Here is a 14,327-nt window from a genome sequence, read left to right as displayed (position 1 = left end):
ATAGCGTTGGAGGAAGGAACAACTGCACCAGAGATGATGTTGTTTCCGTAGATCAAGGAACCTGCTACTGGTTCACGGATACCATCGATGTCTACTGGAGGAGCGGCGATGAAAGCGATTACGAAGCAAGCGGTAGCTGCTAGCAAGGTGGGGATCATGACTACGCCGAACCAACCGATGTAGATGCGGTTATTGGTGCTGGTGATCCACTCACAGAATCTATCCCATACGTTAGCGCTTGAGCGCTGTTGTAAGGTTGTTGTCATTGTTTTATAAGTGCGGTTAGTGATTTATGAATCAGGCTTGTTTGTCTTTGCCTGTGAATACACTTTACAATACTTTACAATTTTTCATCAACTATCTCACTTTTGTAAACCTGATTGAACTCATCAGCTTTACTTATTTAAAAGCAAGCCACTAGATATAATGTAGAAATTCTGATTTTATTGCCTATTGATCTGGGAACAATAGCTTTGTAGATTACCGCTATTCCAAAAAAAATTAACCCTCGGCTTACCACTGGGGGTTTTTTCTGTTTGGCAAAATGGCATATCTATAAATTAGGCCGTTGCTATGGTATTTGAGTAGGATACATTCCATGCGAAAAAGTACTGACTTGCATTACCCCTGGCTAACTACCAGGGGTTTTTATTAGAACTTTTACTGAGATATTGCACCATTCCCAATAACCGTAAGATTGGGAGCTTAGGGATTTCCAGTAAAAAAACATCCCATCCCTGCGTTTAGCTAGGGGCGCAAGGCCTTGCGCCCCTAGAAATATACAAATAATTTTGGATAATTTATTTTTTGGAAGTCCCTTAATATAAGTTGATTTTAGAATTTCGTGCTTTTCTGAATTAATCAGGGATAGCGATTTTTATTTAACTAGGGAAGTGTCAATATAGGCTTATATCGGAGTGAAAAATTAAGTGCAATAAATTAACGATGATAGAAGCTAAAAATGTAATTGGTGGAAACCTAGAAGCCTGCTGCACTTCTCCCATGACTGGATTTTACCGCGATGGTTTTTGTCGCACAGGTGGTCAGGATTTCGGGTCGCACGTCGTATGTGCCCAAGTGACCGTAGAATTCCTGGAGTTTACGAAATTGCGGGGGAACGACTTAAGCACACCTGTTCCTGATTTTAATTTTCCTGGATTGAAGCCTGGCGATCGCTGGTGTTTATGTGCTTCTCGCTGGCAAGAAGCTCTCGAAGCAGGTGTTGCTCCACCTGTCGTTCTCTCTGCAACCCATGCTAGAGCTTTGGAAGTGGTTTCTTTAGACGAACTGAGAGAAAATGCCGTAATTTCTTCTTGATCGGTCATTGGCAAAGAGGAGGCAGGAGTTCTTTAATTTTGAATTTTGAATTGATTTCTCTCCCATTCCCCAGCTCAAAATCAACTTACTGGAACTTGAACAGATAGCTTTAATACACTGGCAACCATAGCAATCAGTTTATTGGGGTCTATTGGCTTAGATAAATACTGCTGAAACCCTGCTGAAAGGGCTTCTAAACGATCTTCTTCTCGCGTATATGCAGTTAAAGCGATCGCTGGCATACATCCACCTTTTTCTGGTTCTAAAGAGCGCAGTTTCCGAATTAGTGTATAACCATCTTGCTCCGACATACCGATGTCGCTAATCAGGATATCTGCTTTTGCTTGCTCAAGTACTGCTAATGCTTCATCAACTGATGCTACCGCAGTGGCGATCGCTCCATACTCCTCAAACATAAAACTGAGAAAGTTACGGGTATCTGCTTCGTCATCTACAACTAAAACTTTTAATCCAGCAAGCGGTGTCGATGCCACTGAGGAAGAAATTTCTCCCGTGGCTTCTCTATTTTCCCTATTCCCCCTATTGTCTTGTAGCAGTGGTAGTCTCACAGTAAAGGTTGCTCCCTGTCCACTGCCTGGGCTTTGAGCAAATATTGTACCTTTATGTAGTTCTACTAGATGGCGGACGATCGCTAACCCTAGTCCTAGTCCATTGTGCGATCGCGTTGTCGTGCTGTCTGCTTGCCGGAAACGCTCAAATACTTTCGGTAAGAACTCAGAACTGATGCCTATGCCCGTATCAATAACTTGAATTTGGGCATATTTTTGAGTTGTTTGTTGTTCTTCACCACAGACTATGGACAGATTCACTTCTACCCTGCCGCCCTTGGGGGTAAACTTAATGGCATTAGTTAGGAGATTCCATACTATTTGTTGTAATCGCGCTGGATCGCCATAAACTGAACCGACTGAAGTATCTAAGACAGTATTTAATTGAATCTCTTTTGGCTCTGCTAGGGGACGCACTGCTTCTAAAGCTGCCTCCATGACTGAGATGAGATTCACCGCAGAGACATTTAATCGCAACTGTCCACGGATAATCCGAGATACATCTAAGATATCCTCAATTAGTTGCATCTGAGATATAGCATTGCGTTCAATGGCCTCTAGGGCGCGGGAAGTGGCTTTGTCGTCAAGTTTCTTAGAGCGGAGAATTTTTGACCAACCCAGCATTGAGGTGAGGGGTGTACGAAGTTCATGAGAGAGAACGGCAAGAAACTCATCTTTCATTCGATTGGCTGCTTCTGCTTCTTGCCTTGCGGTCTGTTCTCTAATTACTTGAGCGCGGACTTCTTCTGCTTGCTTGCGTTCAGTAATATCTTCGAGAGTACCTACATATCCCAGCAATTCTCCTTGACCAGAAAGCATTGGTGATGAGCGAACCTGAACCCAACGAATGATGCCTTGAGCAGTTTGAAAGCGAAACTCTTCAGAGTAGTCACGACCCTCATAAATATAAGCAGACCAACTAGCAACTGCTCGTTCTCTATCTTCTGGATGAACAGATTCTAGCCAGCTTTTTTCTAAACTCTCTACTGCTTTCAAACCACAAATTATTTGATAGCGAGGATTAGTATATCTACATCCTCCTTCAGTATCAATTTCAAAAATGCCAACGGGTGAACAGGTACTTAGCGATCGCAATCGTTCTTCACTTTGCCTGAGTTCCGCATTCATGGCTACCAGTTGGGCAGCTTGTTGCTTGACAGCTTCTGTTTTCTTAAATAGTTCTACGAATACTGTGACTTTAGAAGTCAAAATATTGGGGTCTAATGGTTTGAGTAAATAATCAACTGCACCCAAGGCATAGCCTTTAAACAGCATTTGGTCGCTGGTACTAAAGGCGGTAAGAAAGATAATTGGAGTATGACGCGATCGCCCCCGATTGCGAATCAAGGTTGCAGTTTCAAAGCCATCCATCCCTGGCATTTGCACATCCAGCAAAATCACTGCGAAGTCTTGATGTAGCAGACACCTCAAAGCTTCTTCTCCAGAAGTAGCTCTCACCAAATTCTCTCCCAGTTTTTCCAGGATTGCTTCTAGTGCTAGCAAATTTTCTAGTTTGTCATCCACTAGGAGGATGTTTACTTTGGGTTCCATCTGCATGGGTTTATTTCCGTGATGAGTGACAAAGCTTGACCATTTGGGAAGCTATGTTTGAGAGTGTCAAAATCCAGTCTACTGTAACAGCAGAAATTGCTGCTTCTGGCATAATATCGCTCTCAGCTGTAGTAGGTTCCTGTACGATAGTTATTCCTCCCCGCGCTTTTATTTTCTTAAGACCTTGCATACCATCTTGATTTGCTCCTGTCAATATTACACCAATAACTTGCTCAGTGTAGACATCGGCTGCTGACTCAAACAACACATCAATAGATGGTCTGGCATAAGAAACTGGCTCATCAGTCGAAAGAGCAAAGTGACCTGGTTCAACCAGTAAGTGATAATCTGCTGGAGCTAGATAGATATGTCCTGGCAAGATTTCGTCTTTGTCTTCCACTTCTCGAATCAGCAGTGAAGTAGATTCTTGCAATAATTCCTGGAGTGTGGTGTTAGATTCCTTGTGACGGTGTTGCACGATCGCGATCGGCACTATGAAGTCTGCTGGTAACTTCCCTAGAATAATTTTTAATGCTGACAATCCGCCTAAAGAAGTGCCAATCACCACAATTTTAAACGACACTTGTTTCGTCCTCACACTTGTAGAATGCAGGTTTCAATTTTAGTGTGACTTTATGGCTCATAAAATCCTTTCAGCTTTCTCCCGTAACACCACAGATACTAACTTACCTTGATTCGTATTTATACCAACTAATCAAAATTATATATTTTTGTCATCAACATTACAATTAAAGATTTTCTCATTGTGAAATACTTAACAGAAAAATATTAACATTTAGGGGTTTTAAAATATTTGTCAATGCCAGAATCGCTACATTATAAAAATACTTTTTTGCTAAACAACGAACTTTTAAAATTTAAATTATTATTGTTTTGACAATTCATAAAAATTTACTTAAGCTAAAGGATAGGTTAAGCAAATCAACAAACAACAGCAATTTAGTTTAGCTCCATCAAAAATTGCTGTTGCAGACTATTGGCATGAGGAAATTAATCACCATCAAAATTATTCCCTGTCGGCAAGCTCACTAGATTTAGCTGCAAAAAGCTAAGACATGATTAAGCGTATTGCACCGCGCACATATTGAACATATTCCGGTCAATTATCGATGGATACTTGTGGTGAGATTAGTAAGTATCTATCAATCATGGAAGTTTGACCACAGTGCGGTAGATATGTCCAGGAGAAGACAATGCTTGAGTATTTTACATCTTTGAACGACCACAATTTGCCCTATCCAGATACGATTCATCCCATCGTTGTCCACTTCGTAATTGCGATGGTATTGTTTTCCTTTTTCTGTGACGTAGTTGGCTATTTTACTGGTAAATCCAGTCTTTTTGAGGTGAGTTGGTGGAACATGTTAGTTGCCACGATCGCTATCTTCGTGGCGATTATTTTTGGTCAGTTTGAAGCGGGTTTAGCACAGCCTTACAGCCTAGCTAAATCGGTGCTAAATTTGCATACGCTAATTGGTTGGTCGCTTTCGGGAATCATCACGGCGATTACAGCTTGGCGCTATGTAATTCGTGCCCGCAACCCGCAAAAATTACCAATTTATTATTTGGGAGCCGGACTAGTTTTAACTTTGATAGTTGGGTTGCAAGTATATCTCGGAGATGAGCTTGTTTGGGTGTATGGATTGCATACAGTGCCAGTTGTGGAAGCAGTAAAGGATGGTCTGTTGCGATGAACTCAGAATTAATTGATCAATTGAGCGGCTCTTTAGGCGCAAACGGATTACCTTACACAATTCCCATTCATCCCAACTTAGTCCATCTGACAATAGGTTTGTTCATCATTGGAATGACCTTTGATATTGTCGGTGTTCTGTTCCCCTTTGAAAAATGGGTCTTCAAATTTTTAGCAATTACTGTGGAACGTCAGAACTTATTTGATGTTGGCTGGTACAACATGCTAGCTGCCAGCATCATCACATTTTTCACAGTGGCAGCAGGCTTTTATGAAATGCTGTTGGCAACGCCACCAGCTGATATGAAAAGTGCCTGGGGATTGCAGGCAATGGAAACTATGCTTTGGCATGGTGTGGGTGGTGTGTTCTTATTAGCGCTGATTGTTGTCCTGACCATCTGGAGAGGATGGCAGCGCTTCATTTGGGCCAAACAAGAATATAAACAGACAGATAGAGAAGTGCAATGGATCTATCTGTTGGCAGGCATAGCAATCATGTTCATTCTGTACGTCCACGGGACACTAGGGGCGCAAATGGCTGCCGAGTTCGGCGTACACAATACAGCAGATAATTTGCTGCGATCGCACCAAGACCTCAACACAATACTCAAATAGTCATTTGTCAATTGTCCTTTGTCCTTTGTTTAAAGTTACTAATGACCAATGACCAATGACTAATGACCAATGACTAATGACTAATGACCAATGACTAATGACTAATGACTAATGACTAATGACCATGAAAATCCAGAAGATTTTAAATATTTTGACGCTGCTTACAGGCGCGATCGCAGTGACTATTACGAGTCTCTGGATCGGGAAGCAGGCTTACTCCTGGCTTCCCCCCCAAGCAGCAGCCGAATCCCTACTAATTGATGATTTGATTAGCTTCTTAGTAACCCTCGGTTCCTTCATCTTCTTGGGAGTTACAAGTACTCTGATGTATTCTGTGATCTTCCATCGGGCTATCAAAGATGACTTCACCGACGGCCCCCCAATTGAAGGTAATATCACCTTAGAAGTTGTCTGGACAGCAATTCCAATTCTGTTAGTGTTGTGGATTGCAGGCTATAGCTACCAAGTCTACGAACAAATGGGAATTCAAGGCCCATCGGAAATAGTTCACCTGCATAATCCATTGGGAATGGAATCGGCTTATGCAGAACCAAAAGATGCACCAGCTAACGTTTTAGCGGAACCTGTAGAAAAAATCGACGTACTAGCTAAACAGTGGGCGTGGGTTTTTCATTACCCAGAAAGAGATATTACCAGTACCGAATTGCATTTACCTAGCGATCGCCGGATACGTTTAGCGCTGAAATCACAAGACGTTCTCCACGGCTTTTATATACCTGCATTTCGCCTCAAGCAGGATATTATTCCCAACCATGCGATCGACTTTGAATTTACTCCCATCCGCGCCGGCAAGTACCGATTGACCGATTCTCAATATAGCGGTACATACTTTGCAACGATGCAGGCGAATGTGGTTGTCGAATCTCCTGAAGATTATCAACAGTGGCTAGCACAAGCTGCAACACAAAAGCCATCCGTTGCAAAAAATCAGGCAGCTTCTGAATATGCCCAAACATCCAATCAATCAGTCCAAACTGGTTGGGTTACAGTTCCACCTGCTGCACCTCCTCTAGTCAATTCACCTGGTTGAAAGGAAAGTAACCATGACTAATGTTCCTATTGAAGGTATTCTTCTCCCTGATGAGAAGCATAGCCACGAATCTCCAAGTAATTGGAAAGAATACTTCAGCTTTAGTACTGACCACAAGGTAATTGGTATTCAGTATCTCGTTACCTCATTTTTCTTCTTTCTCGTCGGCGGTATCTTTGCGATGGTGATGCGGGGAGAACTGATGACACCCGAATCAGATTTAGTCGATCGCACCATCTACAACGGTATGTTCACCATGCACGGCACTGTGATGCTGTTTTTGTGGACATTTCCCTCACTCGTTGGTTTTGCCAACTATTTAGTACCCCTGATGATTGGGGCGCGAGATATGGCATTTCCCCGCCTCAACGCCGTCGCCTTTTGGATGGTGCCAGTAGTCGGAATTATCATGATGGGTAGTTTCTTTGTCCCTGGTGGCCCAGCCCAAGCCGGTTGGTGGTCTTACCCGCCAGTCAGTCTTCAGAATCCCACAGGTAACTTGATTAATGGTCAAGTTCTCTGGCTCTTAGCGGTGGCAATATCCGGCGTATCCTCAATTATGGGGGCAGTGAACTTTGTCACTACCATCGTGAAGATGCGGGCCCCAGGAATGGGTTTCTTCAAAATGCCCTTGTTTGTCTGGGCAGTATTTAGCGCCCAAATTATCCAACTATTTGGACTACCTGCATTGACAGCAGGTGCGGTAATGCTGCTACTCGACCTCACAGCAGGAACTGCCTTTTTCGATCCCGCTAAGGGTGGTAATCCAGTAATGTTTGAGCATTACTTCTGGTTCTACTCCCACCCCGCCGTCTACGTGATTATTTTGCCTATCTTCGGCATATTCTCGGAAATCTTTCCAGTTTATTCACGTAAACCCTTATTTGGTTACAAAGTAGTTGCAGTTTCATCGATCTTGATTGCTGTAGTTAGCGGTATTGTTTGGGTACACCACATGTACGTCAGTGGTACACCCGGCTGGATGCGGTTGATTTTCATGCTGACGACGATGTTTGTATCTGTCCCCACAGGAATTAAAGTATTTGCTTGGGTAGCAACTATTTGGGGCGGTAAACTGCGGTTAAATACTCCCATGCTGTTTGCCTTGGGTGCATTAATCATGTTTGTCTTCGCAGGAATCACAGGCATCATGCTTTCCTCAGTGCCCGTTGATGTCCACGTTAACAATACCTACTTTGTGGTGGGACACTTCCACTATGTCCTTTACGGCACCGTGACGATGGGCTTGTATGCTGCCATCTACCACTGGTTCCCCAAAATGACTGGGCGGATGTACTCCGAAAGCTGGGGTAAAATCCACTTCTGGTTAGCCTTCATCGGCACCAACCTCAACTTTTTGCCCATGCACCCATTAGGATTGCAAGGGATGTTACGCCGAGTTGCTTCCTACGCCCCAGAGTACACATTTTGGAATATCATCGCTAGCCTAGGCGGATTTCTCTTAGGAATGTCCACCTTGCCCTTCATTTTCAACATGGTGATTTCTTGGATGCAAGGCGAGAAAGCACCCGCTAACCCTTGGAGAGCAATCGGACTAGAGTGGTTAGTTTCTTCACCCCCCCCAGTAGAAAACTTTGAAGAAACTCCCATCATCATCTCCGAACCCTACGGCTACGGCAAATCAGAACCCTTAACATCCAACCTCCCAGAATAAACGCAAACTATCGGGAAGATGCAAAAACCCTCCGCGTCCCTCTGCGCTTCCCTTTGCGTTCCTCTGCGTTTCAAACTCAACCTCAGCTAAAAGCAAAATGGACAGTTATATTGATTCCCAAGAATTGCACCACACAGCCGCAGAACATACGCACGACGAAGAAGGCAACAAGATGTTTGGCTTCATTGTCTTCCTCCTCTCAGAAAGCGTTATTTTCTTGAGTTTTTTCGCCGGATATGCAATCTACAAAACAACAACCCCTAACTGGCTACCAGCTGGTGTTTCGGGGCTAGAAGTAAAAGAACCGACAATCAACACGATAATTCTTGTCGCTAGTAGCTTTGTGATTTACTTAGCAGAACGTGCCCTGCAACGCCATGACTTAGTAAAATTTCGCCTGTTTCTCTTGACAACAATGGCGATGGGTACTTACTTTTTGGTTGGGCAAGCGATTGAATGGAACGGCCTCGATTTTGGCTTCACCACAGGAGTATTTGGCGGAACGTTTTACCTGCTAACAGGTTTCCACGGTTTGCACGTTTTCACTGGCATTCTGTTGCAGTCGATTATTTTGGTACGTTCTTTCATTCCTGGCAATTACGACACAGGCCACTTCGGCGTGAACGCGACTTCATTATTCTGGCACTTCGTCGATGTCATCTGGATTATTTTGTTTATCCTCATCTACGTTTGGCAGTAAATAAGAATGAGGGAGAAATTTCTCCCTCTACTTGTTTATCTTTAGAAATTACGCAAAAATTGCTAAAAAGCTTAATTTATCGAACCGCCAAGACGCCAAGAGCGCCGAGAATTCATAGAGTGTGCGTAAGTCCTACTCTTTACACTAAATAACTCGTATTTGGCACGATCGCAAAAAAGGCATACTCATACCAAGCAGTCCAAATAAAACTGCGAATCCATCGCTGGCGCTTTTCGGGACTCAATTCATATTCAAAGGCCCCACGAGATACATCAATGGAAGATAGGTGAGAGTTGCAACCGCAGCCGTGTTGATAAGTAAAACCGTATTTAGAAGCAATACTTTGCACCTTCATCTGAATCGCAAACACCTTACCTGCATGGAGTATGGCATCCCAAGAACGTTTATGTTCGATATCGCGGGGGTCAAATCTTAAGGCGCGTTCTTCAAAAACATGATCGCGGTAAATGGGTGCTAGATGCACATGATAGAAGCTGGCAGGTAGTTCATAACCAAATTCGTTGAATAAATCTATCCCAATGCGAGCCACTTTTACTTCATCAGCATATTCTGCCCCCTTTGACTCCACATCACGGAGAATTTCTGCAAAGTTCGGATAGCTGTCTTTGAGAAAGTCTTGCCCAAAAAACTCTAGGGTTTCCCATGCTAGTTGTGCAAAAAGCTGGGAGAATGAGGGTATCAAGTGAGCTAGTTGGGGGCGATCGCTAAATAAGTCAACGTCACCATGCTGTAATTTGTATAGGAACAACTGCGCCATCTCAACATAGCTTTGGGGATGGGAAAGTCCGACACTCGTGTTTCCTCTAGCAATGTCTTGCCATGTAGAAGGTAATTGAGAAACGTGTACCGCATTTTCTCCAGCAATGACTGCAACAGGAGGACATTCGAGAAGCTGCATCGACAATCTCCTTTAAGACTTTAATGTGTAATTTACCTTAAGCGATCGCTAAGTGTATCTTCTGAACACAATTAAAAATGTTTTACAGACTGTCTTTTGACAGAATTGCAATTTTATTCTAAAATTTAAGATCAAAATTTTTATTAGCTCAAACAGCTTGAATTTTAAGCACCAGCTATTTTTTTATATAGTTTCTCACCTTTGACTATCTCTTCATAGTGCTGTTCATAAGAGGTGAACCTGATAGATTCTTGTTTTCCTAAACCCAAAATTCCAAAGGTGCAGAGGCTATTATAAAATAGTTGGTGTACCCGCTTTTGAAGTGCCTGATTGAAATAGATGAGGACATTACGACAAAGAATAACATTAAATTCATTAAAAGAACTGTCAGTTGCTAAATTATGCTGGGCAAACACAACATTTTCTCTGAGAGATGAGCGAAAAATAGCATTGTCATAAGCTGCGGTATAATATTCTGAAAACGACTTCTTACCGCCTGCTTTCAGGTAAAGATGAGTATATTCCTGCATCAGTTTTAGAGAAAAAATACCACTCCTAGCATTTTGTAATACCTTTTCATTAGTATCAGTTGCATATATCCGACAACGGTGATAGAGTCCTTCTTCTTGTAGTAGAATTGCCATTGAGTAGACTTCTTCACCCGTAGAACATCCAGCGTGCCAGATGCGAATAAACGGATAGGTTTGCAAGAAGGGGACAACTTGATTTCTGAAGGTATTATAAAAGCTCGGATCGCGAAACATTGATGTTACATTCACAGTCAGAGCAAGCAAAAATCGTTCTAAATAAGCACGGTTGTGGAGTAAACGCTCTTGCAAAGCAGAAATATTAGCTAACCCCTCCAATTGCATGAAGCTCTGAATGCGGCGCTTGAGTGAGGAAAGAGCATAATCGCGGAAGTCATAGCCGTAATACTGATATACCCCTTCCAAGAGAAGATGTATTTCGATATCCTCCAAGGTAGGTTTGGGCAAAGTCATAGTACGAATTAGCATATATGCTGAACCAGCTATTTAAATATGCTGGCAATACAAAGAGTTAAGGTGCTTGGAGTTAATCAAACAATTGTTTTCCAAAACGCCTTATGGATCAAAAATTATTCACATTCTAGGCTGCTAGAGTTTTTAGAACTCAAGTGTATCTTACGCCTAAAATAGCTTGCTGGATATATTAAATTTTATGGGTTTCAGTTTAACTTAATTGCTGTCACTGCTAAAACAGCGATCGCTATTATTGAAATCCCAGCTAGCCATCTAACCTGAGAACGCAGATTTTTAATCTCTTGGCTGAGATTTTCTGCCGGTGGTAAGGGATATGGTTGAAGTTCTGCAACTTCAACAGCTACTTGTTGAGGTATGTTTTGGGTACTTCTAAAAGTTACCTGGGTGTGTAGCCAATTAGCAATCAGTTGCGGACAGTTTTTCTTAAACCAATTGAAAGCCAAAGTTCTAAAAACTGGTTTGGACATTCGGGCAATTAATTTCATTACCCTGTTTAAAGGCTTCATACGAAGCTTTTGGTTGATCAGATTGACTGAACCAACATCATATAGACAATCCAGAATTAGTTTGACAGTGGCTTCTTCACTATTAATTAAGTTTTGCAGCAAAAGGAGAACGTCGTGCATCCGCTCTGCTTCAATAACCTTTTCTGCCAATGTTTCTGGAGTGTTTACTGAAGGACTTACGGTTGTATTTTGGGCGTTTTGTCTTACTATCGTCATATTGGTAACATAGCAGCCATAATAAAGTCAGTACACCTATCTACCGAGAGAAAGATTTCTTATCTAGAGAGAGAATGTAATAGCTAAAAGTTGTTTGCGAGATATCTCACTACATCGTCTATGGAAAAAAGCTATTTGTCTAGTTCCTATGAATCTTTTATAGACTTCTTTTTATGACAAACCGCAGAGACACAGAGAACGCAGAGCAGGAGAAGGGAGAAGGTGAGAATATCAGCCTAAAAATGAAAATATCTATCAAGCTTGCTATGACAAGTCAGATTGCTTCGCTTGATGCTGATTTTTTCGCTAAATGACGCTTTCCAGAATAGTTTGTATCAGCAAAAAGATAAATTTATTAACTTAGCATTTAATTTTACAAGTGAAATTCTTTCTAAAAATGACAACTCGGAAAAATTCAAAGCCAAGATGGAAGAATATATTAATAATGGTATTTAATTAGTAGGATGGTTGATTGATCGTAAAAATCAGCAAGCTAAAGCTTGTTGTCAGAATGGTTTAATTACTCAAAATTCAGCTAAAGCAATATTAATTGGTGAAAATTTTGTGCTTATTCTAACCTAGGTTTTAACAAAATATGATAAATATGAGGAAAACGTATACCAATTAAATATGAATATTTTCCAAATCAAAAATCGTTTAAAATTACTATAAATTATGTTCTTATACTTTTAGATAGATAACATTTAAATCTATATTACCTCGCCAGATAGATAAATATATGATCTGAATTTATTAAATTAATTCAAGGATATGCTGTTTATAGGAGTTAATTTAATAATGCCAGAAAGTTCTGGATTAGGAGAACAGGTGCTAAATAAAGCCGCAGAGATAGGCTTATCTAGCCAATTAGATGAAGCCGATAATTTAGATGTAAACATTAAAACAGACCCGTTGAAACTAGTTCAGGGACAGGTAGATTCAGTCAGCATTGAAGGCGAGGGTTTAGTAATGCAAAAAGACCTCCGTATGGAGGAATTAAAAATGCAAATGACTGATGTTGCGATAAATCCTCTAAGTGTGGCTTTTGGTAAAATCGAACTTACCCAACCTTGTAACTTTACTATCTTCCAAACAGAGATTACTTTCTGCCCAAGCAGCAGTACCTCCCAAAATTACACCAGTTATACTACAACAAACAACTAGCAGCAAAAGGCGTTGAGTTTTTCTAACCATAGATAGATGTGCTAAAGATTAGAGATAGTGATTTACTTTCAATTACTTTACACATACTTGCCAGCAAATGTCAGCTGGTTTCAAAATTGAAACAGGTCAAAGTTGATTTTGTCTGTATTAAGGATACAAATCGCATAAATTATATTTTTACCTCTTCTGAGGCACTAATACTGGTATCTTATGGGCATCAGCTAGGGATTTGGCATGTTGTCCAACAGTCACAACATTGAACTGACTAGATATAATTTCCAAACTTTTGTTTACTATTGCCAGCTTCTTGTAGGTGGGGAGACTCATTCCAGGGAAGAATGATAACTCTGGCACATCCTCTTGACTTACAAAGTCTGTAGGATGAAATAGCAAAGAAGGCTGGACACGTGTAAGTTTACACAACCATAGGGCAATTCGGAGATATAGTAACGCGGCTTCAGAAGAAAATGTGCTTATATACATTATGTAACTGAAGTGAATTGGCACCTTGAAAATTGGCATTGTGGTGACAGGAATTTCAGTCAATTTATCCTTACCCATCTTCCACTGGTAAGGTTTTAAAGGCTGCAAACCGTCTTTGAAACCGCCAAACAAGGCTTCGCGTTTCTTGCGTTCTTCCTTGCTCAGTTTACAGGTCATTAAATAATAAGCTCGTGCTATGGGGCCCAAAAATGTGGGAAAAGTTGAAGCATCATATTCATATCCCCGTCTGGCTAAAACTTTCAATACCGCAGGCGAAAAACTGTATCCAGGTCCCCGAAAGCCGATAGGATGTTGATGGGTAACGCGCTTGATATGTTGTTCGGCTAACGCCACTTCTTGTTCAATTTCATCCTCTGAATATAGATGTAGCCAAGGATCATGGTAGAATGAATGATTACCTATTTCGTGACCAGCGTTAGCTATCGCTTGTAAAGCCTTAGTGTTCTTTTCCAAGGCTGCATCCTGACCCACAATGAAGACTGTGATTGTCACATCCCACTGCTGAAAAATATCTAAGAAACGAGGGACTGCAATATCTAAGTAAGAGGGAAAAGTCTCCCAACCAGGAGCGCCCTGATTTTTTAGAAAAGACCAAACATTATCCAAGTCTAAAGAAAGACTGGCTATTGGTTTGTTTCCTCGTTGCTTCGTTTTCATTATAAGTTTAAGTATTTGGATAATTTTAAGCGTAAATTAAGTTTTAGGAAGACAGATTTAATAACCTGCAACTTTATTCCTTAGAAGTGACTACGACGTGCTATTAGACATCGCATCAGCTACAGAGATTATAAATTAGATCAGCAT

General features: G+C 41.4%; 13 protein-coding genes and 2 pseudogenes. 8 read left to right on the top strand and 7 right to left on the bottom strand.

The features are described 5' to 3' along the window. Positions 1-266 (bottom strand): annotated as a pseudogene (locus H6G86_RS18035) (photosystem II q(b) protein); the annotation flags it as partial. A 679-nt stretch (positions 267-945) separates the two neighbouring features. Between H6G86_RS18035 and H6G86_RS18030 the strand changes: the two are divergent. After that, positions 946-1,317 carry a DUF2237 family protein gene (locus H6G86_RS18030; protein ID WP_190935468.1) on the top strand — a complete coding sequence of 124 codons (372 nt, stop codon included), beginning with the start codon at positions 946-948 and terminating at the stop codon, positions 1,315-1,317. Positions 1,318-1,397: 80 nt separating this feature from the next. On the opposite strand, the gene H6G86_RS18025 is transcribed toward H6G86_RS18030, so the two are convergent. Further along, a complete protein-coding gene (locus H6G86_RS18025) occupies positions 1,398-3,443 on the bottom strand; it encodes a hybrid sensor histidine kinase/response regulator (RefSeq protein ID WP_190935467.1) in 2,046 nt (681 codons plus the stop codon). A gap of 4 nt (positions 3,444-3,447) precedes the next feature. Beyond that, positions 3,448-4,020, bottom strand: a complete 573-nt coding sequence (locus H6G86_RS18020; protein ID WP_190935466.1) for a chemotaxis protein CheB — start codon at positions 4,018-4,020, stop codon at positions 3,448-3,450. Positions 4,021-4,651: 631 nt separating this feature from the next. On the opposite strand from H6G86_RS18020, the gene H6G86_RS18015 reads away from it, so the two are divergent. The 5 genes from H6G86_RS18015 to H6G86_RS17995 all read left to right on the top strand — a co-directional run bounded on the left by H6G86_RS18015 (position 4,652) and on the right by H6G86_RS17995 (position 9,192). Continuing rightward, positions 4,652-5,152: a DUF2231 domain-containing protein gene (locus tag H6G86_RS18015; RefSeq protein WP_190935465.1), complete on the top strand. Its 501-nt coding sequence runs from the start codon at positions 4,652-4,654 to the stop codon at positions 5,150-5,152. Then, positions 5,149-5,766: a DUF2231 domain-containing protein gene (locus H6G86_RS18010; RefSeq protein WP_190935464.1), complete on the top strand. Its 618-nt coding sequence runs from the start codon at positions 5,149-5,151 to the stop codon at positions 5,764-5,766. Before H6G86_RS18015 ends, H6G86_RS18010 begins: the two co-directional genes overlap by 4 nt. Before the next feature lie 124 nt (positions 5,767-5,890). Continuing rightward, positions 5,891-6,817: a cytochrome c oxidase subunit II gene (locus H6G86_RS18005; RefSeq protein ID WP_190935473.1), complete on the top strand. Its 927-nt coding sequence runs from the start codon at positions 5,891-5,893 to the stop codon at positions 6,815-6,817. Between the two features lie 13 nt (positions 6,818-6,830). Beyond that, positions 6,831-8,492 (top strand): cytochrome c oxidase subunit I, encoded by a 1,662-nt coding sequence (ctaD, locus tag H6G86_RS18000; protein WP_190935463.1) that lies wholly within the window; start codon positions 6,831-6,833, stop codon positions 8,490-8,492. A 97-nt stretch (positions 8,493-8,589) separates the two neighbouring features. Then, positions 8,590-9,192 carry a cytochrome c oxidase subunit 3 gene (locus H6G86_RS17995; protein ID WP_152589421.1) on the top strand — a complete coding sequence of 201 codons (603 nt, stop codon included), beginning with the start codon at positions 8,590-8,592 and terminating at the stop codon, positions 9,190-9,192. Between the two features lie 139 nt (positions 9,193-9,331). On the opposite strand, the gene H6G86_RS17990 is transcribed toward H6G86_RS17995, so the two are convergent. The 3 genes from H6G86_RS17990 to H6G86_RS17980 form a co-directional block, all read right to left on the bottom strand. Continuing rightward, positions 9,332-10,111: a hypothetical protein gene (locus tag H6G86_RS17990; protein ID WP_190935462.1), complete on the bottom strand. Its 780-nt coding sequence runs from the start codon at positions 10,109-10,111 to the stop codon at positions 9,332-9,334. A 164-nt stretch (positions 10,112-10,275) separates the two neighbouring features. Then, positions 10,276-11,112, bottom strand: coding sequence for a CheR family methyltransferase (locus H6G86_RS17985; protein ID WP_114082211.1), 837 nt, complete (start codon positions 11,110-11,112; stop codon positions 10,276-10,278). Between the two features lie 206 nt (positions 11,113-11,318). Continuing rightward, the gene (locus H6G86_RS17980; RefSeq protein ID WP_190935461.1) at positions 11,319-11,855 is read right to left on the bottom strand and encodes a hypothetical protein; all 537 of its coding nucleotides are present in this window, start codon (positions 11,853-11,855) and stop codon (positions 11,319-11,321) included. Between the two features lie 173 nt (positions 11,856-12,028). Here H6G86_RS17980 and H6G86_RS17975 point away from each other — a divergent pair, with 173 nt between their 5' ends. Together H6G86_RS17975 and H6G86_RS17970 are read left to right on the top strand one after the other, a co-directional pair. Further along, positions 12,029-12,169: a hypothetical protein gene (locus tag H6G86_RS17975; protein WP_190935460.1), complete on the top strand. Its 141-nt coding sequence runs from the start codon at positions 12,029-12,031 to the stop codon at positions 12,167-12,169. 484 nt (positions 12,170-12,653) lie between these two features. Further along, positions 12,654-12,926 (top strand): annotated as a pseudogene (locus tag H6G86_RS17970) (LmeA family phospholipid-binding protein); the annotation flags it as partial. Between the two features lie 270 nt (positions 12,927-13,196). Here the strand turns inward: H6G86_RS17970 and H6G86_RS17965 are convergent. Then, entirely contained in the window at positions 13,197-14,180 is a 984-nt protein-coding gene (locus tag H6G86_RS17965) for a polysaccharide deacetylase family protein (RefSeq protein WP_190935459.1), read from the bottom strand. Between the last annotated feature and the right edge of the window lie 147 nt (positions 14,181-14,327).

Origin of the sequence: Nostoc sp. FACHB-133 (assembly GCF_014698055.1) — a bacterium.
Classification (GTDB): Bacteria; Cyanobacteriota; Cyanobacteriia; order Cyanobacteriales; family Nostocaceae; genus Nostoc.
This window is presented reverse-complemented; position numbering and strand designations above follow the sequence as displayed.

Coding starts and splice junctions, on each gene's coding strand:
- H6G86_RS17985 (WP_114082211.1), bottom strand. CDS start 11,112: ATGACTTTGCCCAAACCTACCTTGGAGGATATCGAAATACATCTTCTC.
- H6G86_RS17965 (WP_190935459.1), bottom strand. CDS start 14,180: ATGAAAACGAAGCAACGAGGAAACAAACCAATAGCCAGTCTTTCTTTA.
- H6G86_RS18005 (WP_190935473.1), top strand. CDS start 5,891: ATGAAAATCCAGAAGATTTTAAATATTTTGACGCTGCTTACAGGCGCG.
- ctaD (WP_190935463.1), top strand. CDS start 6,831: ATGACTAATGTTCCTATTGAAGGTATTCTTCTCCCTGATGAGAAGCAT.
- H6G86_RS17980 (WP_190935461.1), bottom strand. CDS start 11,855: ATGACGATAGTAAGACAAAACGCCCAAAATACAACCGTAAGTCCTTCA.
- H6G86_RS18030 (WP_190935468.1), top strand. CDS start 946: ATGATAGAAGCTAAAAATGTAATTGGTGGAAACCTAGAAGCCTGCTGC.
- H6G86_RS18010 (WP_190935464.1), top strand. CDS start 5,149: ATGAACTCAGAATTAATTGATCAATTGAGCGGCTCTTTAGGCGCAAAC.
- H6G86_RS17990 (WP_190935462.1), bottom strand. CDS start 10,111: ATGCAGCTTCTCGAATGTCCTCCTGTTGCAGTCATTGCTGGAGAAAAT.
- H6G86_RS17995 (WP_152589421.1), top strand. CDS start 8,590: ATGGACAGTTATATTGATTCCCAAGAATTGCACCACACAGCCGCAGAA.
- H6G86_RS18015 (WP_190935465.1), top strand. CDS start 4,652: ATGCTTGAGTATTTTACATCTTTGAACGACCACAATTTGCCCTATCCA.
- H6G86_RS18025 (WP_190935467.1), bottom strand. CDS start 3,443: ATGCAGATGGAACCCAAAGTAAACATCCTCCTAGTGGATGACAAACTA.
- H6G86_RS17975 (WP_190935460.1), top strand. CDS start 12,029: ATGACAAACCGCAGAGACACAGAGAACGCAGAGCAGGAGAAGGGAGAA.